This window comes from Methylomarinovum caldicuralii (assembly GCF_033126985.1).
GTDB classification, from domain to species: domain Bacteria; phylum Pseudomonadota; class Gammaproteobacteria; order Methylococcales; family Methylothermaceae; genus Methylohalobius; species Methylohalobius caldicuralii.
In genome coordinates, this window is the sequence record NZ_AP024714.1 from 1,811,241 (window position 1) to 1,836,958 (window position 25,718).

Sequence of the window (25,718 nt, forward strand, 5' to 3'; positions counted from 1 at the left end):
CTGACCCATGCCAAAGCCACTTCATCCCCCCTCCGAATCTTGTCTGAGCGTCCACGGCCTGGAATGCATCCGCGGCGACCGCCTGCTTTTCAGCGGCCTGGATTTCGAACTCAACGCCGGCGAGCTGCTGCACGTCCTCGGCACCAACGGCAGCGGCAAGACCAGCCTGCTGCGCATTCTCTGCGGCCTGCTGCCAGCGGAAAACGGCGAGATCCGCTGGTGCGGCCGGCCGGTGGCGGAACAGCGCTCCGCCTATCTCCAGGATCTGGCCTACCTGGGCCACCACCCCGGCATCAAGGGGGAGCTGACGCCGCTGGAGAACCTCCACCTGCTCCGCCGGCTGTACCGCATCCGCCCGGACGCCGACCCGGCGGCCCTGCTCGCCGAGGCCGGTCTGGGACGGCACCTGGACGTCCCCGCCCGCACCCTGTCCGCCGGCCAGCGCCAGCGCATCGGCCTCACCCGCCTGCGGCTGCAGCAGGCCCGGCTGTGGATCCTCGACGAACCGTTCACTTCCCTGGACGTGGCCGGGGTCGCCTGGGTGGAGGCACTGCTCGAGGCCCATTTGCAGGCCGGTGGTCTGGCGGTGCTGACCTCCCACCAGTCCCTGCAGCGGGTGGCCAACGTCCGCACCCTGACTCTGGGAACGTGAAATGCTGCAGCAGTTCCTGTCCCTGTTCGTTCCCCTGCTTATCATCATGGATCCGGTGGGCAACCTGCCGCTGTTTCTGGCCCTCACCGCTTCGTTCGACGTCCGCCAGCAACTGCGGACGGCGGCCATCGCCTGTGGTTCGGCCGCGGCCATCCTGCTGCTGTTCGGCCTCACCGGGGATGCCATCCTGCGCTTCTTCGGCATCACCCTGCCGGCATTCCAGATCGCCGGCGGCCTGATCTTCTTCATCTACGCCCTGCAGATGCTCAACCTGGTTCCGGCGTCCCTGAAGAGCTCGGAAGCCGAGGAGGAGGAAAGCCTGCGCAGCGAGCACATCGCCCTGGTGCCGCTGGCCACCCCCCTGCTGGCCGGTCCCGGAGCGGTCACCGCGATCCTGGTGTGGCAGCAGGATCCGGCGCGGCGGATACCGTTGCCGGAGCTGACACTGGTGATCGTGGCCGCCTGTGCGGTCGTGTTCCTCGCCTTCTGCAGCGGCCGCTGGCTGCGGCGGGTGCTGGGGCTGGGGGGTATCGGTGTGGTCACCCGCCTCACCGGGCTGTTGCTGGCGGTGCTGGCGACCCAGTTCGTGGTGGACGGGCTGGTGGCGGTGCTACGGTAGGAAAAACCGGCGATCCGCAGACCGCCGGCATCCGCTGCCCTGGGATTCTCAGACCAGGAGCGGGGCGATCACCAGGCTGACGATGGCCATCACGTTGATGAGGATGTTCATCGAAGGTCCCGAGGTGTCCTTGAAAGGGTCGCCCACGGTATCGCCCACCACGGCGGCCTTGTGGACGTCGGAGCCCTTGCCGCCGAGATTGCCCTTCTCCACGTATTTCTTGGCGTTGTCCCAGGCGCCGCCGGCATTGGCCATCATCAGCGCCATGAGCACGCAGGCCAGCAGCGCCCCGCCGAGCATCCCCCCCAGGGCCTGGGGCCCGAGCCAGAAGCCGACGATCACCGGCGCGGCCACGGCGATCACTCCCGGCAGCACCATCTTCTTCAACGCCGCCTGGGTGGCGATGTCCACACAGCGGGCGGTGTCGGGCTCCGCCTTGCCTTCCAGCAGGCCCGGAATCTCACGGAACTGGCGGCGGATCTCCTGGATCATCTCGAAGGCGGCATCCCCCACGGCGGTCATGGTCACCGAGGCGATCAGCAGCGGAATGGTGCCGCCGATGAAGAGACCGGCCAGCACGTCGGCGTCCCCCAGATGCAGGGTGAAGTCCGGCATCCTGCTGGCGATGGTCTCACCGTAGGCGGTGATGATCGCCAGGGCCGCCAGGGCGGCGGCGCCGATGGCGAAGCCCTTGCCGATGGCGGCGGTGGTGTTGCCCAACTCGTCGAGGGAATCGGTGATCCTGCGGGTTTCCTCTCCCAGACCGCCCATCTCGGCGATGCCGCCGGCGTTGTCCGCCACCGGGCCGTAGGCGTCGATGGCCATGGTGATGCCCACGGTGGCCAGCATCCCCACGGCGGCGATACCGACTCCGTACAGCCCCACCAAACGGTCGGCCAGGAAGATGATGGCGCTGATGGTCAGAATCGGCACCACCACCGACTGCATCCCGGTGGCCAGACCGGAGATGATCACCGTCGCCGGTCCCGTCTCGCCGGAGGATGCGATCTTTTCCACCGGCCTGCCACCGGTGTAGTACTCGGTCACCAGGCCGATGACGATACCGCCCAGGGAACCGGCCAACACCGCCAGCCAGGCTTTGACGCTGATCCCGGCGATCAGGATCACCACCAGGGCCAGACCCATGAAGATCCCGGCCGCTCCCAGGGTGCCGATGCGCAGCGCCTTGTCGGCCGGTTTGTCGGCGTTCTTCTGCACCAGCCGGATGCCGGCGATGGACGACAGCAGCCCGGCCGAGGCCAATCCCAAGGGCAGGAACATCAGCGCCGGACGCGAGCCGATGGGGGCGAGCACGTCGGCGGCCATGGTGGAGGCCATGGCGATGGTGGCGATCATGGCGCCGCAGTAGGACTCGAAGATGTCCGATCCCATCCCGGCCACGTCGCCGACGTTGTCGCCCACGTTGTCGGCGATCACCCCGGGATTTCTGGGATCGTCCTCGGGGATGCCGGCCTCCACCTTGCCCACCAGGTCGGCGCCCACGTCGGCGCTCTTGGTGTAGATGCCGCCGCCGACGCGGGAGAACAGCGCCACCACCGACGCCCCCATGCCGAAGCCGTGGAGGGCGTGGGCGGTTTCGGGATCGCCGCCGAAGAACAGGTACATCAGCCCCAGGCCCAGCAGCCCCAGGGAGGCCACCGCCAGCCCCATGATGGAACCGCCGAAGAAGGCCACCTCCAGCGCCTTGGCGGGATCTCCGGAAGCGGCGGCCACGGTGGTGCGAACGTTGGCGCGGGTGGCGGTGTTCATACCGATGTAGCCGGCGGTGGCCGAGGCCGCCGCCCCCACCAGGAAACACAGCGCCGTCTGCCAGCCCAGGAACTTCCACAGCAGCAGCAACAGCACCGCCACGAACGCCCCCAGGATCTGATACTCGCGGCGGATGAACACCATCGCCCCCAGATGGATCTGCTCGGCGATCTTGGCGACCCTGCCCTCGCCTGCCGGCGTGGCCTGGACGATCTGGTAAATTTTGTAAGCGGCAAACAGCCCGCCCGCCCCCAGAAGCGGCGGTATCAGATAAAGCAGATATTGCATGAGAAGTTCTCCCCCTGTTATTTATTGAAATTCTGCGTTTCCTGAGATACCGCCTTTGGCGCAAGGCGTCAACCGTTTCCGCAATTCGGTTAAACTAACCTCCCTTTCCGGAAAAGCACCGCCATGACCACCAACCCGCTGCTGGACACCCTCACCGACTTCTGGGACCGGGACATCCTCCCCACCCTCACCGACTACATCCGTATCCCCGCCCTGTCGCCGGATTTCGACGCCGACTGGGCTGCACACGGCCATCTGGAGCGGGCCCGCCGCCTGGCGCTGGACTGGCTCGCACGCCACCGGGAAGACGACTGGACCGTCCACGACCTGCAGCTGCCGGGGCTGACGCCCCTGATCGGGGTGGAAGTCCCGGGGCAAAGGGAAGGCAACGTGCTGCTCTACGGCCACCTGGACAAGCAGCCGGAAATGGAGGGCTGGCGCGAGGACCTGGGCCCCTGGAAACCGGTGCTCGAGGACGGCAGACTCTACGGCCGCGGCGGGGCCGACGACGGCTACGCGCTGTTCGCCGCCGTCGCCGCCCTCAAGGCCCTGCGCCGCCAGGGCCGTCCCCACCCCCGTTGCCTGATCCTGATCGAGTTCTCCGAGGAAAGCGGCTCGCCCCACCTACCCCCGTATCTAGAAAAGTACGGCCATCTCGTCGGCACCCCGGATCTGGTGATCGCTCTGGACTCGGGCACCGGCGACTACGAACGGCTGTGGTCCACCACCTCCCTGCGGGGCATGCAGGGCTGCACCGTCACCGTCCGCACCCTCAAGGAGGCGGCCCACTCCGGCATCGCCTCCGGCATCGTGCCCGAATCCTTCGCCATCATGCGCCGGATTCTCGATCGTCTGGAGGATCCGGCCACCGGGCGGGTACGGCTGGAGGCGCTGCACGTGGAGATTCCGGAAATCCGCCGCCGACAGGCCAAAGACGCGGCGGAAATCCTCGGGCTGGCGCCGCTGGCGGGGCTGCACCCCCTTCCCGACCTCAAGCCCCTGAGCGACGATCCTTACGAGCTGATCCTCAACAACACCTGGCGACCGAGCCTGTGCGTGACGGGCCAGGACGGCCTGCCGCCCGCCGACCGTGCCGGCAACGTTATGCGCGCCTACACTGCCCTGAAGCTGTCCTTCCGCCTGCCGCCGCCGCTGCGCTGCGAGGAGGCCAAAAAGGCCATCGAGGCGGCGGTGCTGCGCGACCCGCCGTTCAACGCCCAGGTGGAAATCCGCTTCGATCAGGGCGGCGACGGCTGGGAGGCACCGCCGCCGGCGAAGTGGCTGCTGGAGGCCTGCGACCGCGCCTCCCTGAAGCACTACGGCCACAGGGCCGCCTATCTGGGGCTGGGGGCCTCGATCCCCTTCATGAAGATGCTGGGCGATGCCTATCCCCAGGCCCAGTTCCTCATCACCGGGGTGCTGGGACCGGGCAGCAACGCCCACGGCCCCAACGAGTTCCTCCATATCCCCTACGCCAAGAAGCTGACCGCCTGCGTCGCCGACATCCTCGCCGCCCATGAAGCTGGCTGAGCTCAACCCCCAGCAGCGCGCCGCGGTCAAGGCCGTCGACACCCCGGTGCTGGTGATCGCCGGCGCCGGCAGCGGCAAGACCCGGGTCATCACTCACAAGATTGCCTATCTGATCGACCAGGGACTGGCGGCGCGCCACATCGCTGCCCTCACCTTTACCAACAAGGCCGCCCGGGAGATGAAGCAGCGCGTCGGCCAGCTCATCGACGGCAACCGTGCCAAGGGGCTGACCGTCTCCACCTTCCATTCCCTGGGGCTGGACATCCTGCGCCGCGAGCACAAGGCGTTGGGGTTCAAGCCGGGGCTGTCGATCCTCGACGGCCACGACCGCCTCAATCTCCTCAAGGAGATCGCCGCCCACCACGAGCAGCACTTCCACCCCGACGACCTGCCCGGTCACGCCCAAAAGATCAGCGGCTGGAAGAACGATCTGATCCTCCCGGAGCAGGCCGGCGACGACCCGGCCGCCCTGCTCTACCGCGACTACCAGCGCTGCCTCAAGGCCTACAACGCGGTGGATTTCGACGACCTGATCCTGCTGCCGGTGCTGCTGTTCCAGAACCGGCCGGAAGTCCTGGAAAAGTGGCAGGCCCGGCTGCGCTATCTTCTGGTGGACGAGTACCAGGACACCAACCGCACCCAGTACCGCCTGCTGTGCCTGTTGACCGGCAAGCTGGGACGCTTCACCGTGGTCGGCGACGACGACCAGTCCATCTACGCCTGGCGCGGGGCCCAGCCGGAGAACCTGGTGCAGCTGCACCGGGACTTTCCGCGCCTCAAGATCATCAAGCTGGAACAGAACTACCGCTCCACCGGCCGCATCCTCAAGGCCGCCAACCGACTGATCGCCAACAACCCCCACGTGTTCGAAAAGAAGCTGTGGAGCCAGTACGGCTTCGGCGATCCGATCCGGGTGCTGGCCCACGAGGACGAATTCGCCGAGGCGCGCCAGACCGCCGCCGACCTGCTGCATCACAAGTTCCGCAACGGAGGGCGCTTTTCCGACTACGCCATCCTCTACCGCAGCAATCACCAGGCCCGTCTGTTCGAGCGGGCCCTCCGGGAACAGCGGATTCCCTACTTCCTCAGCGGCGGCCAGTCGTTCTTCAACCACGCCGAGGTCAAGGACGTGGTGGCCTACCTGCGCCTGCTGGTCAATCCCGACGACGACATCGCCTTCCTGCGGGTGGCCAACACCCCCAAGCGCGAGATCGGCCCGGCCACCCTGGAAAAACTCGGCAGCTATGCCCAGAAGCGCCACGTCTCCCTGTTCGCCGCCTGCTACGAAATGGGCCTGACCCAGATTCTCGGTGACAAGACCATCGACCGCCTGCAGCACTTCTGCGATTTCCTGGGCGATGTGGCCGACCGCGCCAAACGCGGCGACACCTTGGCGGTGATCGAGGAAATGCTGGAAACCATCGGCTATCGCGACCACCTGCGCGACGCCGCCGCCAATCCCAAACAGTTCGAGCGCCGCTGGGAGAACGTGCGCGATCTGCTCGACTGGCTCGCCCGCCTGCTGGAGGAGGCCGAGGACGGTGACGATCCATTGAATGCGGCGATCACCAAGCTGATGCTGCTGGACATCCTCGACCGCACCCGCGACGAGGAGGCCGGCGACCGGGTCGCCCTCATGACCCTGCACGCCGCCAAGGGGCTGGAATTCCCCCACGTCTATCTGGTGGGGATGGAGGAAGGATTGCTGCCGCACCAGACTAGCATCGACCTGGACGACATCGAGGAGGAGCGGCGCCTGTGTTACGTGGGCATCACCCGGGCGCAGAAGACCCTGACCCTGAGCTACTGCCGGAAGCGCCGCCGCTACGGCGAGATGGTGGACTGCAATCCCAGCCGTTTCCTGGAGGAGCTGCCCCAGGAGGACCTGGAATGGGTGGGCAAAAGCGCGCTGCCGGAAGCGGAAAAGAAGGCCCGCGGCCAGGCCGCCCTGCAGCAATTGAAGACGATTCTGCAGGAAGCCGGGTGAAGCCGCAGATTTGCACCACCGCAGGCGGCCGCCGCATCGCCTTTGCCCGCTACGGCGATCCCGACGGCCTTCCGGTGGCCTACTGCCACGGCACCCCCTCCTCGCGCCTCGAAGCCGCGGTCGCCGAGGCGGCGGCAAAGAAGCTCGGCCTTTGCCTGTTCGCCCCCGACCGCCCCGGCTACGGCCGTTCCGACCCCCTGCCGCCCGCGAACGTCGCCGCCTGGAGCGGCGATCTGGCCGCGGTGGCCGATCATCTGGGAATCCCCCGCTTCCATATCGTCGGCGTCTCCGGCGGCGGCCCCTACGCCCTGGCCTGCGCCGCCCGCCTGGGGGAACGGGTGCGGGGCGTGGCCCTGGTCTGCCCCCTGGGACCGATCCAGGACCCGGCGCTGCGCCGCACCATGAGCCCGGCGGCGCGGCTGGCTTTCTTCCTGGCCGAGAAGGCACCCTGGGCGCTGCCGCTCTTCTTCGGCCCGGCCACCGCCGCCCTGCTGCGGCGCTTCCCGCGCCTGACCTTCGCCCTGCTGGAGAGCCAGCTGCCGGAGAGCGACCGCCGCACCCTCGCCGACCGCCGCATCCGCAATCTGTTCGAGGCCGGTATCCGCGAAGGGCTGCGCCAGGGCGGCCGCGGCGCCCGGCGGGACTTCGTCCACTACGTGCGCCGCTGGGGATTCGAGCCGGCGGCTGTGGGACAGAAGGTCACCCTGTGGCACGGCGAGGCCGACCGGGTCGTCCCCGTCACCCAGAGCCGGATTCTGGCCGGCCGGTTGCCCCGCTGCGAGACCCGCTTTCTGGCGGGCGAGGGCCATTATTCCCTGCCCTGCCGCCACGCGGAGAGCATTCTGTACCATCTGGTGCTGGGCTGACCGCCACGGTGTCGCGTCCCCAGGCGTCGAGCAGCCGCCCCAGCGCCTGCATCCCCTGGTTGTTGGCGGCGATCCGGGGCTGCAGATCGGCCAGATTCTGCGCCGGATTGCGGGCCGGGAACGGGGCGTCTCGGAGCCAGCGGCGGATCACCGCTTCCTGCAGGTGACCGGCGGCTACGATCCGCAATCCCGGCGTCCACACCCCTTCTTCGTCGATGGTGCGGCTGTCGGTGGGCATGGACCCCGGCGTCGTCCCGCCCACATCGGCGACGGCAGGCGACGATGTCGGGAAAGGTGCCGCCGCGGTCGATCCAGAATTGCCAGCGCTGCGTCACCGTGTTCATCGATAGTGGGTCAGATCGTAGCGCTGGTGCAGCTCGGGAATCTCCACCCGCGCCGGCTGCAGCCGTTGGTACATGGCGCTCAGGGCTTCGGTTTCCCCGTGGACCAGAAAGGTGCAGGCGGGGTTGCCGGTCCGGCGGTGCCATGCGAGCAGTTCGTCGCGGTCGGCGTGGGCGGAAAAGCCGCCGATGGTGTAGATGCGGGCCCGCACCGGAATTTCCTTGCCCAGCAGATGCACGGTCTCGGCCCCGTCGATGATAGCCCGGGCCGGGGTACCGCGGGCGGCGTAGCCGACGAAGACGACGCTGCACTCGGGACGCCACAGGTTGTGGCGCAGGTGGTGGCGCACCCGGCCGCCGGTGCACATGCCGGAACCGGCCATGATGACCGCCCCGCTCTGGATCTGGTTGAGGCGCATCGATTCGGCGGTTTCGCGGACGAAATGCAGGTTGGGCAGGGCAAAGGGATCGCGGCCCTCCTGAAAGATGGCGCAGGTTTCCGGATCGAAGCATTCCGGATGACGGCGGAAAACCCCGGTCGCCGAGATCGCCATGGGGGAATCGAGGAACACCGGCAGGTAACGGGGCAGGATTTTCCGCTCCACGCCCTCGCGCAGGAAGTAGAGAATCTCCTGGGCCCGCTCCAGGGCGAAGGTGGGGATGATGACGTTGCCGCCGCGGTCGAGGGTATCGAGGATCGCCTGGTACAGCTCTTCCACCGACGGCGGCAGCGGCTTGTGGCAGCGGTTGCCGTAGGTGGTTTCCATCACCACCACGTCCGCTTTCGGCGGTCTGGCAGGATCGCGCAGGATGGGCCGCCCCTTGTTGCCCAGGTCGCCGGAGAACAAAACCCTCAGCCGCCTGTCGCCCTCGCGCAGCTGCAGCAGGATGAAGGCGGAACCGAGGATGTGGCCGGCATCGACGAAGGTGGCGCGGATTCCGGGGGCGATACGGGTCGGTTTGTTGTAGTCGATGCGCCGGCCGAACAGATCCAGGGTGTCGAACACGTCGAGGACGTCATAGACCGGCTCGATCCGTTCCTTCTCCCCCCGCAGCCGCGCCTTGTGGGTCAGACGCCGGGCCTCCTCCTCGGCCAGATGGGCGGCGTCCATCATCACGATCTTGGCCAGATCGCGGCTGGCGCCGGTGGTGATGATCTCACCCTGGAAGCCCCGCTTGGTCAGCAGCGGCAGGCGGCCGCAGTGGTCCAGATGGGCGTGGGTCAGGAGGACGTAATCGATTCCGGCCGGATCGAAGCCGAAAGGCTCGGCGTTCTGGGCCTCCAGTTCGCGCCCGCCCTGGTACATGCCGCAGTCGATCAAAAGCCGCTTGCCGGCCGCCTCGATGAGGTGGCAGGAACCGGTGACGCCGCCGGCGGCGCCGTGGAATTCGATGTGCACTCAATCCTCCGGTTTGAGCGGATAGATTTCCCCGTTGATCAAAGGCTCGCCGCTGCTCTCGTACCACCAGGTGATGCCGTCCCAGATTTCCTGAGCGGTTTCGGCATACCAGAACAGCTCCCGGTCCTCGGGATCGATGGTCCCCTCTTCCACCAGAAAGTCGAAATCGATCACCCGCTGCCAGTACTCGCGCCCCACCAGCACCACCGGAACCGGCTTGATCTTGCGGGTCTGGATCAGGGTCAGGGTCTCGAACAGCTCGTCCAGGGTGCCGAAACCGCCGGGAAACACCACCAGCGCCTTGGCCCGCAGCAGAAAGTGCATTTTGCGCAGGGCGAAGTAGTGGAACTGGAAGCACAATTCCGGGGTGATGTAAGGATTGGGGAACTGCTCGTGGGGCAGGGTGATGTTGAGGCCGACGCTTTTGGCTCCCACGTCGAAGGCGCCGCGGTTGGCCGCCTCCATGATCCCGGGACCTCCGCCGGTCATCACCACCAGGCGGCAGTCCATCGGGCCGTGACCGGATTTTCCCACCAGGCGGCCGAATTCCCGCGCCACCTCGTAATACTTGGATTTGGCCTCGATGCGCTCGGCCACTCTGACCCGCCGCTTGAGTTCGGCGTTGTCCGGGCGCCGCGCCAGCGCCTCCCTGAGCACCGCCAGCTTGCGCCGGGCCGCCAGCGGTTCGGGGATGCGGGTGCTGCCGAAGACCACGATGGTATTGCGCACCCCGGCCTGCTGCAGCCCCAGTTCCGGCTTGAGATAGTCGAGCTGGAGGCGGACCGGGCGGGTTTCGTAACTGTTGAGGAACGTCAGGTCGGCGATCGCCGGCCGGTAGCTGGGGCTGGCGAGGATCTGCTGCACCCGCGCCGGGGCGTCCGGGTCCTCTTCCGGAGGCTTGGGGACCTGCCAGGGAAGCGGCTCGCGGTGGCGCGGCCCCGGCGGGGAGGGAATCGCTTTGTCGTCGCTATCGCTCATGGCGCTCGTTCGGTTTCTGGCAAAGACTCGTGCCAGTATAACCAAGCGGGTGCGATAGAATAAGCCGGTTTAATTCCCCTTAAAACGACAACGGAGTCACTCAATGCGTCAATCGACCCTCACCCTGATCCGTCACGGTCAGTCGATCTGGAATCTGCAAAACCGCTTCACCGGCTGGATCGACGTCAGCCTCAGCCCCCAGGGACTGCAGGAAGCCCGCCAGGCCGGCGAACGCCTCGCCGACCAGCGCTTCGACGTCGCCTACGCCTCCACCCTGATCCGCTCCCAGGAGACCCTGTACGAAATCCTGCGGCTCAACCGGCGCTGCAGCGGCTACCGCCGGATCCACGAGGGAGACAGCGCCTGGTACGAGCACTTCAAACCCGGCCCCGAGGACCAGGATACCCTTTTGATCCACTTCGCCGAGGAGCTCAACGAGCGCTTCTACGGCGACCTCCAGGGGCTCAACAAGGACCAGGCGCGCCAGGAGTTCGGCGCCGAGCAGGTGCACATCTGGCGGCGCAGCTACGATACCCCGCCGCCCAACGGCGAAAGCCTGGCGGCGACCGCCGCCCGGGTGATCCCCTTCTTCAAGGACCGCCTGGTGCCGATCCTGCAGGAAGGGCGGAATCTGCTCATCGCCGCCCACGGCAATTCCCTGCGGGCGCTGATCATGCATCTGGAGAACATGACCCCGGAGCAGATCCTCGCCTACGAGCTGGCCACCGGCGTTCCGATTCAGTACCGCCTCGACGGTGCGCTGAACATCCTGGAAAAGAAGGTTCTCGACTGAGGCAAACCGCTACGAAAAAGCCCCTCGAACCGAGGGGCCTTTTCATCACGACCGGGCCTCGGTCCAGTCGGGATAGATCACCAGATGCCGCAGCGGGTCGGAGCCGACGCTTTCGGCCACCAGGTGGTAGCGGTTGACGATATGGTGCTGGATCTTGCGCACTTCCTTGGGCTGTGGCGCCAGGGCCACTTCCACCGCTTCCTCCAGAACCTTCTGCACCGCCGCCTCCGTCTCCTTCACCGCCGCGTCGATGTCGGCCTCGGCCACCTCCTCGGCCTGGCTGAAGACATGGTTGAGCAGGCGGCGGATCTGGGCGGTGCTGCTTTTCTTCACCGTGTGCAGCGGCAGGCCGGTGGCGCCCAGGATACGGCGCAGGCGGCCGTCATCGGCGCGGGAACGCAGTGCCAAAATCATGTCGGCCCGTTCCGGGCTGGAGACGGTGCGGGCGTCGAAGCGGAAGCTGCGGATGACCCGCTCCACCAGGTCGCGGCTGACCGCATAGGGGTAGATGCGAACCTCCCCTTTGAGCGCCTCGGACGACCGCGGTTTGCCGCTGGTTTCCGGCGCCGGCACTTTCACCCGGCTTTCGCCGTCGGGGGTACGGCGGATGCCGCCGGCATCCTCGCCGCGGAGGATGCTGTCCACCGCCGCCGCGGTGTCGGTGTGGACGATCAGCTCCTCCCGGTCCACCAGCTCCACCACCTGTTCGAAGGTGGGCGGGGCCTTGCGTTCGGCGACGGTCTTCTGGGTGCCGCGGAAGCGGGCCTCCTCGTCCCCCAGGGTCACGGTCTGCACCCCGCCCACCAGGTCCGACAGGGTCGGGTTCTGGACCAAGTTCTCCAGGGTGTTGCCGTGGGCGGTGCCGATGAGCTGGACGCCGCGCTCGGCGATGGTGCGGGCGGCCAGCGCCTCGGCCTCGGTGCCGATCTCGTCGATGACGATCACCTCCGGCATGTGGTTCTCCACCGCCTCGATCATCACCGCGTGCTGCTTCTCCGGCCGCGGCACCTGCATGCGCCGGGCGCCGCCGATGGCCGGATGGGGAATGTCGCCGTCGCCGCCGATCTCGTTGGAAGTGTCGATCACCACCACCCGCTTGCCGTAATCGTCGGCCAGCACCCGCGCCACTTCGCGCAGCTTGGTGGTCTTGCCGATTCCGGGACGGCCCAACAGCAGCAGGCTGCGGCCGGAGGCGACCAGGTCGCGGATCAGCTCGATGGTGCCGCTGACGGCGCGGCCGACGCGCAGGGTCAGGCCGATAACGTCCCCCTTGCGGTTGCGGATCGCCGAGATGCGGTGCAGGGTGCCCTCGATGCCGGCGCGGTTGTCGGCCCCGAATTCCCCCACCTGGGTGACCACGTGGGCAATGTCGTCGCGGCTCACCGGCCGGTCGTCCAGAGCCTCCACACGATCGGCATAACGGGCCTGGGGCGGGCGCCCCAGATCCATGACGATCTCCAGCAGGCCGTCTTCCGGCAGGGTCGTCAGCCTCTCGCGCAGCGCCAGAGGCAGAACGTCGACGAGCAGCGCCAATTCTTCGCTGAAGGGCGTGGTCATGGAAGTCTCGCGTGCGTGGGTTGGCAGGATCGAAGTTGCGTGTTGCATTATTTCAGGGGCCAAAGGCCGTGTAAACTGTGGTCGCACATAAGACGATGGACTTGGCGCCGGGTTCCTGGCAAGGGGGTAAAGAAATGCACTGGTCGTTGCAACTGACGCTGATCGCCACCGCCCTGGGCTGTCTCTACGCCCTGGGCTGCGCGCTGTGGATCCTGCGCCAGCCGGAAGGCGATACGGCCCTGCAGCGGCCCTATCTGGCCATCCGTGAGGGGGCGGCCGCTTTCATGCGCATCCAGTACGGCACCATCGCCGCGGTGGGGGCGGTCATCTTCGCCCTGCTGTGGTGGATTCCCCGCTTCGGGCCGGTCACCGCCTGGGGCTTTGCGCTGGGCGGCATCGGTTCGGCCCTGGCGGGGCTGATCGGCATGACGGTGGCGGTACGCGCCAACGTCCGCACCGCGGCCGCCGCCCAAACCCATCTGGGCCGGGCCCTGCAGATCGCCTACCGCAGCGGCGCGGTGACCGGCTTCCTCCTCGGCAGCCTGGCCTTGGCTGCGGTCCTGGGATTCCACCTGTGGCTGCAGGCCCGGGGGGAAAGCCTGGCGCCGCTGGCGGGCCTGGGATTCGGCGCCTCGCTCATCAGCATCTTCAGCCGGCTCGGCGGCGGCATCTTCACCAAGGCAGCGGACGTGGGCGCCGATCTGGCCGGCAAGATCGAGCAGAACATCCCCGAGGACGATCCGCGCAATCCGGCGGTGATCGCCGACAACGTCGGCGACAACGTGGGGGACTGCGCCGGCATGGCGGCGGATGTGTTCGAAAGCTATGCCGTCACCCTGGTGGCGGCGATTCTGGTGGCCGCCTGGCGCACCCCGGAGACGCCGCTGCTCCAGACCTATCCGCTGGCCCTGGGCGGCACGGCGCTGCTGGCCGGCCTCGTCGGTGGCCAATTTCTCTGGCCGGGAAGATCGCGGCAGGTCGGAGCCGCCCTGCTGCGCACCGTGGTGATCAGCCTGATTCTCAGCGCCGCCGGCTTCTGGTGGCTGACCCGGGCATTGGAGATGCCACTAGCCTTGTTCGAAGCCGCCCTGGTCGGCTTGGGCGTCGGCCTGGGGCTGGTGATCGACACCGCCTATTTCACCGCCCTGCGCTTCCCGCCAGTGCGGCGCATCGCCCAGGCTTCCTGCCAGGGCCACGCCACCAACATCATCACCGGCCTGGCGGTGGGAATGAAATCGGCCGCGTTTCCGGCCCTGCTGGTGGCGGGCGGCGTCATCACCGCTCATCAGCTGGCCGGCATCTACGGCATCGCCGTCGCCACCACCGCCCTGCTGGCGCTCACGCCCACCATCATCTCCATGGATGCCTACGGCCCGGTGGCAGACAACGCCGGCGGCATCGTGGAAATGGCGGGCCTGCCGGAATCGGTGCGCGGCGGCACCGACGCCCTGGATGCCGCCGGCAACATGACCAAGGCCCTGACCAAGACCTTCGCCATCGGTTCAGCGGGACTGGCCGCCCTGGCGCTGTTTGCCGCCTACCGGCTGGAATTCGGGGTGCGGGGACAGGGACTGGTCTTCTCCCTCGACGACCCCTTCGTCCTCGGCGGCGTTTTCTGCGGCAGCCTGTTGCCTTTCCTGTTCAGCGGTCTGGCGTTGGAAGCCGTGGGAAAAGCCGCCGGCCGCGTGGTCGAGGAAGCGCGGCGCCAGTTCCGGGAGCGCCCCGGCATCCTTGCAGGCCGGGAAGCGCCCGACTATGCCCATGCCGTCGCCATGCTCACCCGGGCCGCCATCTCCAACATGCTGGCGCCGGGGCTGCTGCCGGTGGCAGCCCCCCTGACGGCAGCCCTGCTGGCTCCCTGGCTGCCGCCTGGAAGCATGGCGCTGTTGGTGGGGGGGATGCTGATGGGGGCGGTGGCTTCGGGACTGCTGCTGGCCCTGGCCATGAGCATCGGCGGCGGCGCCTGGGACAACGCCAAGAAGTACATCGAAGCGGGCCACTACGGCGGCAAGGGTTCGCCGGCCCACCATGCCGCGGTCACCGGCGACACCGTCGGCGATCCCTACAAGGACACCGCCGGGCCCGCCATCAACCCGATGGCCAAGGTGCTGAGTCTGATGGCGGTGCTGCTGGCCCCTTTCCTGCTATAGCGCGAGCGAAGCCTGGGAAGCGGGGGGCTCGTCCCCGCCCTCCTGCTTGGCCGGGTGCTGTTGGAGGGTCGCCATCATCGCCGCCAGCGCCCGGTCCATGAGCGGCACCTTGCCGTCGATGCGCTTGGCCTCGCCGCGGCGGAACACCGCCGCCAGCCCCGGCAGGGTGTATTCGGCCACCTTGACGCCGCGGCGGTTGACGAAGATCCTGACGCCGGTCACCTTGCTGACCCAGGACAGTTTGGCCCGGACGGTCCTGCCGCGCGGGTCTTTGAGTTCGATCCAGTCCCCCACTTCCAGGCCGCGGGCCTGGGCGAGGAACTCGTCACCTTCCTCTTCTTCAACCCCCTCCTCCAGCATGACGATCTCTTCCTCGATGTCAGACTCGTCGAAATCAGTCAATTCGCTGACCTCGATGTCGTCCACTTCCGGCAGATTGGTGGCAATGGCGTCCAGTTCCTTCGCCAGCCGGGGATCGACGGCCGCATCCCCGGCGGGATCGAGAAGGGGACGATGGGCCTGCTCCAGTTCCCGGAAGAACAGGGCGATCTGTTTTGGATCCAGGGAAACCGCCTCCAGCTCCTGGCGCAGGGCCCGCAGCAGACCTGGCAGGCGTTTCAGCATTCGCTTGCGCTTGCCGTCATCCGCAGGCGGCTGCAGACTCGCCAGCAAAGTGTCGGTCAGGGCCAGCTTGGCCTCCCACAGTTCCGGTTCCTTGTCGCGCCGCAGGCAGGCCACCAGGAGGATGTCCTTCCAGGTGTGGGTGAGGAAGTGGCGCAGGTACGCAGGCAATTCCCGCCCCTGGAGACGGCGGCGGATTTCCTCGGCCACCTCCTTCTTGGCCAGGGTCAGATGCTCCTTGCTCTGGGTCGCCTGGCGGGTGCGCTCCTCCAGCAACTGGCTGCGCCGGCCTTCCTCCTCCATGAAGCGCTCGAAGTCCGTCAGAATCTCCTGGAACAGATCGACGTTCTGGGTGAATTCCTCCAGAATCCGGTTGACCGAGGCGGAAATCTGCCGGAACACCGGATTGGCCTCCAGATTCTCGTCCCCCGACAGGCCGATACCGGCATGGGCGAGGCGGTTCAGCAGCACCCGCGCCGGATGGTTCTTCTTGGAGAAGAAGGACTTGTCCAGGATCGCCACCTTGACAATGGGGATCTGCAGGCGGCCGATCAGTGCCTTGACCGTATCCGGCAGGTTGCGGTCTTCGAGGATGAAGTCGAAGATCATCCCGATCATGTCGATGATGTCCTCGTCCACCTGGGCCAGGGCCCGTTTGTCGCCGTGGAGCTCACTCAGCCGCTCTGCCAGCACCAGCTTGAGGTTGACATCCCCGCCGCTGGCCAGCGCCTCGGTGAGCTTGGCCACCTGTTCCGGGTCCTGGAGCGCCGACAGCGCGCCGACCACCTCGCCGCTGTCGCTGACGGTGGCGTCCGGATGGACGCTGGCCGACAGGGACGGCAGGCCCACCTGGGAACGCCAGGCCGCCAGCAGCGAGTGCATCGCCTGCACCGCCTGGACATAGACGGCCTGATCCTCGGCGGGCACGCCGCCGGCAGCCGGCTCCCCGGCCTTGGCGGCAGCCGGGGCGGCCGCCTTCTTTTTCTTCACCTTCCTGGAGATCTCCGGCAGCACCCCCTTGGCGGCGAGAAGCTCGTTCAGGCCGTCGTAGATGTCCTCCAGTTCGGGAAGGACCGTCTGTTCGTAGAACTTGAAAATGACAAGACGGACCTTGAGTTCCAGGGTCAGGGGTCTTAGCACCTCGGCGAAACGCTGTCCCAGCTGCTGGGGGCCTAGGGGACTGTCCTCGTTGCCGATCTCGGCGCGGCCGGCCAGTTTGGCGAAACGCTGGTTGAGGGCGAACAGTTCCCGGTGGTAGAGGGTGTTGCCTTTGTTCGCCAGGGTGGAGACCGCCAGTTCCTCCTCCAGGTTCTCCTCCTCCACCAGCGAGAAATCGTCCTCGTCCAGTTCCAGCGAGGCGGCCGGTCTGGCCTGCGCCGGCTGCGGTGCATTCCAGAATTCGTCGTAACCGCGCAGCAGGGCGTTCAGATAGCTTTTCTGGATGTTTTCCCGATTCCGGCGCAGATAGCGCATCGCTTCGAAGTATAATTCCTGCAGGGTGCTGCTGACCGCCTTGTCGGACAGGGCGAACAGCTCATCGTCCAGCCTGGCGAAGAAGCGCTCCAGAAGCGGTTGGTATTCCTTGTGGAAATACGACCGGCATTCGGCGATTATCGGCCCGGCCTGGGCTTTGGACATCCGGCCGGCGGAATGGATTTCGACGACTTTTTTGGCATTCATGGGCTGCACTCCGGGAATCGAACGGGCGACGACCACTGACACGGGTGATCTCAGGCTTTGTACCAAGCATAATCAGGGGTGCGTAAAAATGCCGTGACCGGCTTCCCAAAACGACAATTCCGGCGTACAAGATCGTTACATCCATGACAAAACTGTCCATCGAAGACGGCTGGCTGACTCCGGTCCGGCGCTGTCCCAGTCCCAACCAGGACGCCCGCCCCGCCGGGGAGATCTCCCTGGTGGTGGTTCACAACATCAGCCTGCCGCCCGGGCGGTTCGGCGGCGGCCACATCGACGCCCTGTTCACCAACCGCCTCGACCCGGCCGCCGACCCCTACTTCGCCGCCATCGCCGATTTAAAGGTTTCCGCCCACGTGCTCATCGACCGCGCGGGAAAAACGACCCAGTACGTCCCCTTCCACCGCCGCGCCTGGCACGCCGGCCGCTCCTGCTTCCAGGGACGGGAACGCTGCAACGACTTTTCCATCGGCATCGAACTGGAGGGGTGCGACGACATTCCCTACGAGGAAGCGCAATACCGGCGCCTGGCCGAAATCGTGCGCCTGCTCCTGGAACGCTATCCCGGCCTGACCCCGGAGCGGATCACCGGCCACAGTGACATCGCCCCGGGACGCAAGACCGATCCCGGCCCCGCCTTCGACTGGGCCCGTTTCCGCCGCTGTCTGGAACCGTGCCGAAAGCCGTCCTGAGCCATCTGCTGGAACGCCTGCTGCTGTTGCCGGGCGGGCCGATCCTGCTGATCGCCGCCGGTCTGATCCTGTGGCGCAGCCGCGGAGTCGCCTGGGTGGCGCTGCTGGGACTGGGGCTGCTCTATCTGGCTTCGCTGCCGGCGACGACCCGGTTGCTGTGGGCCTGGATGGCCGTTCCCCCGCCGGCAGACCCAAAGAGCGCCCGGAACCGGGCCGAGGCCATCGTCATCCTCGGGGCGACCCGTTACTCGCGCGCCCCGGAATACGGCGGCCGCGACAACTTGGCGGGGCTGGGTCTGGAACGGGTGCGTTACGGCGCCTGGCTGCAGCGCCGCACCGGCCTGCCGATTCTGGTGAGCGGACGGGGCTGGCGCGCCCCCGGCGAACGCTCGGAAGCGGCCATCATGGCCGATATCCTGGAGCACGAATTCCACGTCCCGGTGGCCTGGGAGGAGGAACAGAGCCGCTCCACTTACGAAAACGCCCGCTACAGCAGCCGGCTGTTGCGGCAATTGGGAATCGGCCGCATTCTCCTGGTCACCCACGCCTACCACATGCCCCGCGCCCGCGAGGCCTTCGAGGCCATGGGACTGACGGTGGTTCCGGCGCCGACGGTCTATTTCCAGACCTTCAGCGAATACGCCGTTTTCGACTGGCTGCCGGAAATGCGGGCCCTGCGCCGCAACCGCCTGCTGGTGCACGAGATCGTTGGGCGCTGGTGGTACCGGTGGCGGTATTTTTGATTATTCCAGCATCTCCAGCAATTCCGGCCGGCTGGCTTGCTGCTCGCCGTCGATTTCGACCACGTAGTCGAAGTTGCCCTCCCCCACACGCTCGGTCAGACGTTCGAGCACGTAGCGGACGGTCTTCATGTCGTCGTTGGGGCCCTGGACGTAACAGGGCTTGCCTTCATGGCCGTAGGTGTATTCCGTCTCGCACCGGGCCGGGTCGGCGTCGCCGAAGAGCTTCTCCACCCGCCAGTATTCCTCCGCCGGGTCGAAACCCAGTTCCTTGGCGTAGGCGGCCGCCCCCTGCAGCAGCTTGCGGGCGCAGCACGGTTCCACCGGATTGACGCCCTCGGCGTGGGTCTTGGTGAGCATGGGCTTGAGCTTGCTCAGATAATCGGCCTTGCGCATCACGGTGAAGAAAGCCTCGCGCACCCCCAGGCAGTAGGTGTCCACCACGAAGGCACTGACGGCGACTTCGGCATACGGGGTTTCCCGCGCCAGCAGCACGCTGCCCATGCCGACCTTGTCAACGCTTGCGCCCACCAGACAGTCGATGATGGGATGTTCCAGGTACTTCTCCGGCCGCAGGCCCTTGGCCTGCTTCTTGACGACCGTCTTCTGCTTGCGCTTCTGCGCCTTTTTCTGCAGCTTCTTCTGCCGCTTTTTGGGGTCAACCGCCATGTCGCTCCTCAGGTTCTCGGGTTGATTCGGAGGAAAAGAAACTCTGCCATAACAACAGCCCCACCCCTACGGTGATCGCCGTGTCGGCAAGATTGAAGGCCGGCCAGTGCCAGCCGCCCAGGTGGAAATCGAGAAAATCGACCACGAAACCGTAGCGGATGCGGTCGATGAAGTTGCCCAAGGCCCCGCCGAGGATCAGGCTGATGCCGGCGGCCTCCAGCCACCGCCCCCTGGGCAGGCGCCAGAGCCACACCGTCAGGATCACGCTGGCTCCCAGGGCCAGGGCGACAAAGAACCAGCGCTGCCAGCCGCCGGCGCCGGCGAGAAAGCTGAACGCCGCCCCGGCGTTGTGGACGTGGACCAGGCGGAAGAACGGCAGCAGTTCGACGGCGTGGCGGTACGGCAATCCTGCTACCACCCACGCCTTGGTGAGTTGATCGAGGATCATCACAGCCGCCGCCAGCGCCAGCCAGCCGAGGCGGTCACGCATACCGGCGCACTTCGCCAGAACCGGCCACGTTTTCCACGCAACGACCGCACAACTGCGGATGCTCCGGGTGGCTGCCCACGTCCTCGCGCCGGTGCCAGCAGCGCACGCACTTGGGATGGAGCGAAGGCTCGACCAGGATCTTCAGCCCTGCCAACTCCTCGGCCGGTTCGGCAGCCGCAGGCGCCTCCGCCAGGGTCCTGACCTCGGCGCTGGAGGTGATGAGGACGAAGCGCAGCTCGTCGGCCAGCCGCCCGAGGATCTCCTGCAACGCCTCATCGGCATAGAGGGTGACCTCCGCTTCCAGCGAGGAACCGATGCCGCCGCGCTCGCGCAGCTTCTCCAACTCCTTGGACACCGCCTCGCGCACCGCCAGCACCCGCTCCCAGAAGGCGCGGTTCATGGGCTGGTCCTCCGGCAGCGCCTGCAGCCCCTCGTACCAGGTGGTGAGGAACACCGATTCCTCCCGCTCGCCGGGCATGAACTCCCAGATCTCGTCGGCGGTGAAGCTCAGGATCGGCGCCAGCCAGCGCACCAGCGCCTCGGCGATATGGTACATGGCGGTCTGGGCCGAACGCCGCGCCAGGCTGTCGGCCTGGCAGGTGTACTGGCGGTCCTTGATGACGTCGAGATAGAAACCGCCCATGTCCACGGCGCAGAAATTGTGGACCTTTTGATAGACGCGGTGGAACTGGTAGTCCTCGTAGGCGGCGATCACCTCCCGCTGCAACTGCAGGGCCCGGTCCACCGCCCAGTGGTCCAAGGGCAGCATGTCCTCATAGGGCACTTTGTGCGCGGCCGGGTCGAAACCGACCATGTTGGCCAGCAGATAACGGGCAGTGTTGCGCAGGCGGCGGTAAACGTCGGCGGTGCGGCCAAGGATCTCGTCGGAAACCGCCATCTCGCCGCGGTAGTCGGTGGCCGACACCCACAGGCGCAGCACGTCGGCGCCGAGCCTGTCCATCACCTGCTGGGGGGCCACCACGTTGCCGCGGGACTTGGACATCTTGTAGCCCTTCTCGTCCACGGTAAAACCGTGGGTCAGCACCTGGCGGTAGGGAGCGGCGTCGTTGATGGCCACCGAGGTCAGCAGCGAGGACTGGAACCAGCCCCGGTGCTGGTCGGAGCCCTCCAGGTACATGTCGGCGGGAAAGCCCAGTTCCTGGCGGCGGCGCAATACGCATTCGTGGGTGACGCCGGAGTCGAACCAGACATCGAGGATGTCGGTCACCTTGTCGTACTGCCCGGCTTCCTCGCCCAGCAGCGCCTCGGGGTCGAGCTCGAACCAGGCGTCGATCCCCTTTTCCTCCATGCGCCGGGCGACTTCCTCGATGAATTCCTGGGTGCGCGGATGCAGCTCGCCGGTTTCCTTGTGGAGGAACACCGCGATCGGCACTCCCCAGTTGCGCTGGCGCGAGATGCACCAGTCGGGGCGGTTTTCCACCATCGCCTCGATGCGGGCCTGGCCCCAGTCGGGGATCCAGCGCACCTTTTTGATTTCCTCCAGCGCCTTTTGCCTCAGCCCCTGTTTGTCCATGGCGATGAACCACTGCGGCGTGGCGCGGAAGATGATCGGAGTCTTGTGGCGCCAGCAGTGGGGATAGCTGTGCTCGATCACCTCGGCGTGCAGCAGGGCGCCGCGCTCGCGCAGCACCTCGATGACCTTGTCGTTGGCGGTGAACACGTGCTCGCCCGCAAACAGCGGGGTGTTGGGCAGGAAACGGCCGTCGCCGCCGACAGGATTGTCCACCGGCAGGTCGTATTTGCGCCCCACCAGATAATCGTCCTCACCGTGGCCGGGGGCGGTGTGGACCGCGCCGGTGCCGGCCTCCAGGGTGACGTGCTCGCCCAGGATGACCGGCACCTGGCGGTCGTAGAAGGGATGCCGGAGCTTGACGCCCTCCAGATCCCGGCCGCGGCAGTAAGCCACGACGCGGTAGTCGTCGATGCCGTAACGGGCCATGACGTCCTTGAGCAGCCCTTCGGCCACCACCAGACGTTCCGGCCCCTTATCGGTGCGGCACTGGACCACGGCGTATTCCAGCTCCGGATGGACGGCGACCGCCTGGTTGGCGGGCAGGGTCCAGGGCGTGGTGGTCCAGATCACCACCGAGATCGGGCCTTCCCCTTCGTGGTCGGGCACCCGGTGGCAGCGGGCCAGAAAATCGGCCTCGTCCACCACCCGGAAACGCACGTCGATGGCCGGCGAGCGCTTGTTCTCGTATTCCACCTCGGCTTCCGCCAGCGCCGAGCCACAGTCGGTGCACCAGTACACCGGCTTGGCGCCGCGGGTGACATGGCCGTGGGCGAGGATCTTGCCGAAGGCGCGCAGAATGTTGGCCTCGAACTCCGGCGCCATGGTGAGATAAGGATGCTCCCAGTCCGCCAGCCCGCCGAGGCGGACAAAATCCTTGCGCTGCAGCTCCACCTGGGAACGGGCGTAGTCGCGGCAGGCGGCGCGGAACTGGGCGGGGCTGACCTTGACCCCGGCCTTGCCCACCTTTTTCTCCACCTGCTGCTCGATGGGCAGGCCGTGGCAGTCCCAGCCGGGCACGTAGGGGGCGTCGAAGCCGCTCAGGGCCTTTGACTTGACGATGAAATCCTTGAGGATCTTGTTGACCGCGTGGCCGATGTGGATGGGACCGTTGGCGTAGGGAGGGCCGTCGTGGAGCACGAACTTGGGGCTGCCGGCGAAACGCTCGCGCACCTTTTGGTACAGGTTCATTTTCTGCCAGCGGGCCAGGCGCTCGGGTTCGCGCTTGGCCAGGTTGGCGCGCATGGGGAAATCGGTCTTGGGCAGGTTCAGCGTGTGTTTGTAGTCCATGTGGGTTCCTTGTCTTCGAGCCACTGGCGGGCTTGGGCCGCGTCCTGTTGAATCTGGGCGCGCAACGCCTCCAACGAGGGAAAGCGGCGCTCCTCGCGCAATTTGTGCCGGAAGAACACTTCCAGCTGGCGACCGTACAGATCGCCGTGAAAATCGAACAGATGCACCTCGAGCCACACCCGGGTGCCGGCGACCGTGGGACGGATGCCGACGTTGGCCATCCCCGGCCAAGGGCGTTCGGCCACCCCGGCGACGGTAACGGCGAACACCCCGCTGACCGGGCTCTTGCGGCGGAACGGGTCGATGTTGGCGGTGGGAAACCCCAGGTCCCGGCCCCGCTGACGCCCGGCGGCCACCCGGCCGCACATGGAATAGGGCCGGCCGAGGAATTCCGCCGCGGTCTCCATGTCTCCCCGCTCCAGCGCCTCGCGCACCCGGGTGCTGCTCACGCGCACGCCTTCCAGGGTGAACGAGGGAGCCTGAACCACCTCGAAACCTCGGATCCTGCCGGCCCGGCGCAGCAGGGTGAAATCCCCCTCCCGCCCCCGGCCGAAACGGAAATCATCCCCCACCACCAGATACTTCACCCCCAGCCCCTGAACCAGCACCCGCTCGATGAACGCCGCGGCCGGCATCTGCGCCAGATGCCGGTCGAAGCGCAGCACCAGGACCCGGTCCACCGGCAGCTCGGCCAGCCGGGCGATCTTCTCCCGCAGACGGGTCAACCGCGCCGGCGCCGCGGCACCTCGGAAATACTCCTGCGGCTGGGGTTCGAACAGCACCACCGTCACCGGCAGCCCCATCCGCGCCCCCACCTCCGCCAGGCGGTGGATGACGTAGCGGTGCCCCAGGTGGACGCCGTCGAAATTGCCGATGGTCGCCACCGTCCCGGGCGCCGGCAGGTTGTGGAGGCCGCGGATCAGGCGCATCGCATCAATGATCGAACAAAGCAGGGCATTTTAGCAAATTCGCCGCCGTCAACGGGCCCTGAGGGTCAGATCGAGAGATTCGCCCGGCAGATCGACGAGGACGCCGGGACGGTCGGCCGGGAACCGCAACCGGAGCGGGCGTTTTCCCTGCAGGCGGAAACCGATGGCTTCGCCTTCCTGCCACGGGATCACTGTGGCCGGATTGACCTCCCCCCGCAACGCGGGCTTCAGCACCAGCAGGAAACGGTCGCGCTTGCGGGCCGCCGGCGGCACCACCTCCACCCGCCAGCGCCCCGGCTCCGGTCTGGGCTCCCGGTGGGCCGCCACCTTGCGCCAGACCTCACCGCCTTCATCATAATTTCTGCCATCCACCCAGAATTCGAAGCCGGACCCGCCAATGGGATTCAGATAGGCCTGCTTGGGAAACAACACCTTCGCCTCCAGGTGCCCGCCGCGGCGATGCAGTTGCGGCTTCGGCGGCACCTTGACCTGAAAACCGCCCTCACCGAGACTCGGTCGTTCGAGGGTGTGAATCAGAAGGCGCTTGATGAAAGCGGGGTTGGTGGCGGTCACGTCGTCGTGGATCACCACCACGTCGTTGCGGCGGTCGTAGAGGAAAGTGCGCCAGTAGCGTTCGACCCGGCAGGTGCGATCGAAGAAATTGCCTTCCCGACAACGGCTGTTGGTATAGGCGGGGGTCAGTTCCGCCACCGCCACTACCAGATCGTCGCCAGCGTGATAACGGGCGATGCGGCCGGTGTGGTAAGTGTCGTAGTTCTCCAGCCATTCGTCCAAATCGATAGGCGCCCGCTTCCCCCACCCGGAGCCGACCCGGCGCTGGCCGCCGTCGTTGGCGATGGGACGCGGCGGTTTCTTGTCCTTGCCCGGCATCGGTGCGGTGTCGTCCGGATCGGTCACGGTGACGACGTTGTGGGCGATGGTCTGGTAGCTGTAGTTCATGTGGTGGTCGGAACCGTATCTCGGTCCGTAGAGGCCGCTGTCGATGACCAGCGGCCCGCCCTTGTAGAGGGTGAAGCTGCCCTGGTCCAGGTGAGTGTGGGACCAGTAGTTGTCGCCGGCCTTGAAGGTGACGTAGGTGGCATCCTTGCGCCAGTCGCTGCGGGCGATGACCATACCGATACCGTCGAAGTGTTTCTGCAGCGGCAGGGTTTCGACCACCTCCGGGCGGCACAGGGAATCGTCCGGCAGCGGCCCCCAGGGCCAGGCGGTCGGGCGGAGCCGGCGGGGACACCCGAAGAAGGTGTAGGCAGCGGCGTTGCGGTACTCCAGCGCCAGGGCATAGCGCTCCGGCACCCGGCGGTCGAAGTAGCCGGCATCGCCCCAGCGCATGTGGGTCCGGTCGGGACGGTGGCGATAAACGAGAAAATCCAGAAATCCCCGGATCCCAGGCTCCCGGAACAGGTCCTCCCCCGTGGCCCGGCGCCACATCGCCGGCACGCTGTACACCGCCCGGCCGATGCCGATTCCCACGTATTCCCCGCCTTCGTGCCAGCCGCCGGTTTGGCCCATCACCTGACGCCAGACCGGCAGGACCCGGTGCTTCCACAGATCGCGGGCATAGGCCATGCAGCCGGCGCCCCGGGGATGATCGCCGTAGAGGGCGATGGCCACCGCCATCAGCGCCTGGAACGGGGCGTTGTAGAGATAGACGTTGTAAGGCGACAGGGCAGCACTTTCGATGTAGTCCCTCAGATAGCGGCAACCTTCGGCGAGTTTCCCCTGCAGGGCGGCGCGTTGAGTTGGGGAAAGTTGCGGGTAGAGCCAATCGTAGGCCAGAGCAAGCCGCATCGCCTGGCGGTGGCCGCGCCCCTGGTAGGCCAGGCCGGACAACCGGCCGACGAGGGTATCGATCTTCTCCGCATCGGGATGCAGATAGACTTTCAGAATGGCAGGATAGAAATCCACCACCCCTACCAGTGCGTGCTGATCGATGGGCGGCAGCGCTTCCTTTAGGCGCCGCCTCTCCCCTGCCGTCGGCACCGGCAGGCGCGGATGGGAGAAACGGAATCCCGCCAGATCGCCTTCGGCGGCCGGCAACACCGCCAGCAGGGAGAAAACGGCGGGGAGGAAAAGGTATCGTGCCCTGAGAGCCGCTATAATCATCCC

19 protein-coding genes and 1 pseudogene are annotated in these 25,718 nt (G+C 66.9%); 9 read left to right on the forward strand and 11 right to left on the reverse strand.

What is annotated here, in order from left to right; genetic code table 11:
• Positions 1-7 precede the first annotated feature (7 nt).
• On the forward strand, positions 8-652 hold the full coding sequence (gene ccmA, locus MCIT9_RS09220; RefSeq protein WP_317704603.1) for a cytochrome c biogenesis heme-transporting ATPase CcmA: 645 nt from the start codon (positions 8-10) through the stop codon (positions 650-652).
• Position 653: 1 nt separating this feature from the next.
• The gene (locus MCIT9_RS09225; protein ID WP_317704604.1) at positions 654-1,271 is read left to right on the forward strand and encodes a MarC family protein; all 618 of its coding nucleotides are present in this window, start codon (positions 654-656) and stop codon (positions 1,269-1,271) included.
• A 48-nt stretch (positions 1,272-1,319) separates the two neighbouring features.
• Here MCIT9_RS09225 and MCIT9_RS09230 read toward each other — a convergent pair whose 3' ends face one another.
• Positions 1,320-3,329, reverse strand: a complete 2,010-nt coding sequence (locus MCIT9_RS09230; RefSeq protein WP_317704605.1) for a sodium-translocating pyrophosphatase — start codon at positions 3,327-3,329, stop codon at positions 1,320-1,322.
• 123 nt (positions 3,330-3,452) lie between these two features.
• Here MCIT9_RS09230 and MCIT9_RS09235 point away from each other — a divergent pair, with 123 nt between their 5' ends.
• Genes MCIT9_RS09235 through MCIT9_RS09245 form a run of 3 tightly spaced genes read left to right on the forward strand, consistent with a single transcriptional unit; the run spans position 3,453 to position 7,712 of the window.
• Positions 3,453-4,859, forward strand: a complete 1,407-nt coding sequence (locus MCIT9_RS09235) for a M20/M25/M40 family metallo-hydrolase (RefSeq protein WP_317704606.1) — start codon at positions 3,453-3,455, stop codon at positions 4,857-4,859.
• On the forward strand, positions 4,846-6,846 hold the full coding sequence (locus MCIT9_RS09240) for a UvrD-helicase domain-containing protein (RefSeq protein ID WP_479724320.1): 2,001 nt from the start codon (positions 4,846-4,848) through the stop codon (positions 6,844-6,846). The genes MCIT9_RS09235 and MCIT9_RS09240 overlap by 14 nt, the downstream gene beginning before the upstream one ends.
• Positions 6,843-7,712, forward strand: a complete 870-nt coding sequence (locus MCIT9_RS09245; protein WP_317704607.1) for an alpha/beta fold hydrolase — start codon at positions 6,843-6,845, stop codon at positions 7,710-7,712. The genes MCIT9_RS09240 and MCIT9_RS09245 overlap by 4 nt, the downstream gene beginning before the upstream one ends.
• Before the next feature lie 13 nt (positions 7,713-7,725).
• Here the strand turns inward: MCIT9_RS09245 and MCIT9_RS09250 are convergent.
• From MCIT9_RS09250 to MCIT9_RS09260, 3 genes and pseudogenes are all read right to left on the reverse strand, one after another.
• Positions 7,726-7,974: pseudogene (locus MCIT9_RS09250) on the reverse strand (hydantoinase B/oxoprolinase family protein); the annotation flags it as partial.
• 78 nt (positions 7,975-8,052) lie between these two features.
• The gene (locus tag MCIT9_RS09255; RefSeq protein ID WP_317704608.1) at positions 8,053-9,453 is read right to left on the reverse strand and encodes an MBL fold metallo-hydrolase; all 1,401 of its coding nucleotides are present in this window, start codon (positions 9,451-9,453) and stop codon (positions 8,053-8,055) included.
• Entirely contained in the window at positions 9,454-10,431 is a 978-nt protein-coding gene (locus MCIT9_RS09260) for an LOG family protein (RefSeq protein WP_317704609.1), read from the reverse strand.
• 103 nt (positions 10,432-10,534) lie between these two features.
• Between MCIT9_RS09260 and MCIT9_RS09265 the strand changes: the two genes are divergently transcribed.
• Positions 10,535-11,224, forward strand: a complete 690-nt coding sequence (locus tag MCIT9_RS09265) for a 2,3-bisphosphoglycerate-dependent phosphoglycerate mutase (protein WP_317704610.1) — start codon at positions 10,535-10,537, stop codon at positions 11,222-11,224.
• Positions 11,225-11,269: 45 nt separating this feature from the next.
• Here the strand turns inward: MCIT9_RS09265 and MCIT9_RS09270 are convergent, their stop codons facing one another.
• Positions 11,270-12,781, reverse strand: coding sequence for a R3H domain-containing nucleic acid-binding protein (locus tag MCIT9_RS09270; RefSeq protein ID WP_317704611.1), 1,512 nt, complete (start codon positions 12,779-12,781; stop codon positions 11,270-11,272).
• A 134-nt stretch (positions 12,782-12,915) separates the two neighbouring features.
• Here MCIT9_RS09270 and MCIT9_RS09275 point away from each other — a divergent pair, with 134 nt between their 5' ends.
• Complete coding sequence (locus MCIT9_RS09275) at positions 12,916-14,931, forward strand: sodium-translocating pyrophosphatase (RefSeq protein WP_317704612.1); 2,016 nt, start codon at positions 12,916-12,918, stop codon at positions 14,929-14,931.
• Here the strand turns inward: MCIT9_RS09275 and MCIT9_RS09280 are convergent.
• Positions 14,926-17,232, reverse strand: coding sequence for a DUF1631 family protein (locus tag MCIT9_RS09280; protein ID WP_317704613.1), 2,307 nt, complete (start codon positions 17,230-17,232; stop codon positions 14,926-14,928). The two genes, MCIT9_RS09275 and MCIT9_RS09280, sit on opposite strands and share 6 nt — an antisense overlap.
• A gap of 143 nt (positions 17,233-17,375) precedes the next feature.
• Here MCIT9_RS09280 and ampD point away from each other — a divergent pair, with 143 nt between their 5' ends.
• Both ampD and MCIT9_RS09290 read left to right on the forward strand, forming a co-directional pair.
• Positions 17,376-17,942: a 1,6-anhydro-N-acetylmuramyl-L-alanine amidase AmpD gene (gene ampD / locus MCIT9_RS09285; RefSeq protein WP_317704614.1), complete on the forward strand. Its 567-nt coding sequence runs from the start codon at positions 17,376-17,378 to the stop codon at positions 17,940-17,942.
• The gene (locus MCIT9_RS09290) at positions 17,924-18,685 is read left to right on the forward strand and encodes a YdcF family protein (protein WP_317704615.1); all 762 of its coding nucleotides are present in this window, start codon (positions 17,924-17,926) and stop codon (positions 18,683-18,685) included. The genes ampD and MCIT9_RS09290 overlap by 19 nt, the downstream gene beginning before the upstream one ends.
• On the opposite strand, the gene MCIT9_RS09295 is transcribed toward MCIT9_RS09290, so the two are convergent.
• Genes MCIT9_RS09295 through MCIT9_RS09315 form a run of 5 tightly spaced genes read right to left on the reverse strand, consistent with a single transcriptional unit; the run spans position 18,686 to position 25,715 of the window.
• Entirely contained in the window at positions 18,686-19,351 is a 666-nt protein-coding gene (locus MCIT9_RS09295) for a hypothetical protein (RefSeq protein ID WP_317704616.1), read from the reverse strand.
• Entirely contained in the window at positions 19,341-19,841 is a 501-nt protein-coding gene (gene lspA, locus MCIT9_RS09300) for a signal peptidase II (protein WP_317704617.1), read from the reverse strand. Before lspA ends, MCIT9_RS09295 begins: the two co-directional genes overlap by 11 nt.
• Entirely contained in the window at positions 19,834-22,662 is a 2,829-nt protein-coding gene (gene ileS, locus MCIT9_RS09305; protein WP_317704618.1) for an isoleucine--tRNA ligase, read from the reverse strand. The genes lspA and ileS overlap by 8 nt, the downstream gene beginning before the upstream one ends.
• The gene (gene ribF, locus MCIT9_RS09310) at positions 22,641-23,591 is read right to left on the reverse strand and encodes a bifunctional riboflavin kinase/FAD synthetase (protein WP_317704619.1); all 951 of its coding nucleotides are present in this window, start codon (positions 23,589-23,591) and stop codon (positions 22,641-22,643) included. Before ribF ends, ileS begins: the two co-directional genes overlap by 22 nt.
• Before the next feature lie 48 nt (positions 23,592-23,639).
• Positions 23,640-25,715: a DUF4962 domain-containing protein gene (locus tag MCIT9_RS09315; RefSeq protein ID WP_317704620.1), complete on the reverse strand. Its 2,076-nt coding sequence runs from the start codon at positions 25,713-25,715 to the stop codon at positions 23,640-23,642.
• Between the last annotated feature and the right edge of the window lie 3 nt (positions 25,716-25,718).

What these genes read in the sequence shown, in the direction of transcription:
- ccmA (WP_317704603.1), top strand. Translation starts at nt 8, where the DNA reads ATGCCAAAGCCACTTCATCCCCCCTCCGAATCTTGTCTGAGCGTCCAC.
- MCIT9_RS09225 (WP_317704604.1), top strand. Translation starts at nt 654, where the DNA reads ATGCTGCAGCAGTTCCTGTCCCTGTTCGTTCCCCTGCTTATCATCATG.
- MCIT9_RS09230 (WP_317704605.1), bottom strand. Translation starts at nt 3,329, where the DNA reads ATGCAATATCTGCTTTATCTGATACCGCCGCTTCTGGGGGCGGGCGGG.
- MCIT9_RS09235 (WP_317704606.1), top strand. Translation starts at nt 3,453, where the DNA reads ATGACCACCAACCCGCTGCTGGACACCCTCACCGACTTCTGGGACCGG.
- MCIT9_RS09240 (WP_479724320.1), top strand. Translation starts at nt 4,846, where the DNA reads ATGAAGCTGGCTGAGCTCAACCCCCAGCAGCGCGCCGCGGTCAAGGCC.
- MCIT9_RS09260 (WP_317704609.1), bottom strand. Translation starts at nt 10,431, where the DNA reads ATGAGCGATAGCGACGACAAAGCGATTCCCTCCCCGCCGGGGCCGCGC.
- MCIT9_RS09265 (WP_317704610.1), top strand. Translation starts at nt 10,535, where the DNA reads ATGCGTCAATCGACCCTCACCCTGATCCGTCACGGTCAGTCGATCTGG.
- MCIT9_RS09270 (WP_317704611.1), bottom strand. Translation starts at nt 12,781, where the DNA reads ATGACCACGCCCTTCAGCGAAGAATTGGCGCTGCTCGTCGACGTTCTG.
- MCIT9_RS09275 (WP_317704612.1), top strand. Translation starts at nt 12,916, where the DNA reads ATGCACTGGTCGTTGCAACTGACGCTGATCGCCACCGCCCTGGGCTGT.
- MCIT9_RS09280 (WP_317704613.1), bottom strand. Translation starts at nt 17,232, where the DNA reads ATGAATGCCAAAAAAGTCGTCGAAATCCATTCCGCCGGCCGGATGTCC.
- ampD (WP_317704614.1), top strand. Translation starts at nt 17,376, where the DNA reads ATGACAAAACTGTCCATCGAAGACGGCTGGCTGACTCCGGTCCGGCGC.
- MCIT9_RS09295 (WP_317704616.1), bottom strand. Translation starts at nt 19,351, where the DNA reads ATGGCGGTTGACCCCAAAAAGCGGCAGAAGAAGCTGCAGAAAAAGGCG.
- lspA (WP_317704617.1), bottom strand. Translation starts at nt 19,841, where the DNA reads ATGCGTGACCGCCTCGGCTGGCTGGCGCTGGCGGCGGCTGTGATGATC.
- ileS (WP_317704618.1), bottom strand. Translation starts at nt 22,662, where the DNA reads ATGGACTACAAACACACGCTGAACCTGCCCAAGACCGATTTCCCCATG.
- ribF (WP_317704619.1), bottom strand. Translation starts at nt 23,591, where the DNA reads ATGCGCCTGATCCGCGGCCTCCACAACCTGCCGGCGCCCGGGACGGTG.
- MCIT9_RS09315 (WP_317704620.1), bottom strand. Translation starts at nt 25,715, where the DNA reads ATGATTATAGCGGCTCTCAGGGCACGATACCTTTTCCTCCCCGCCGTT.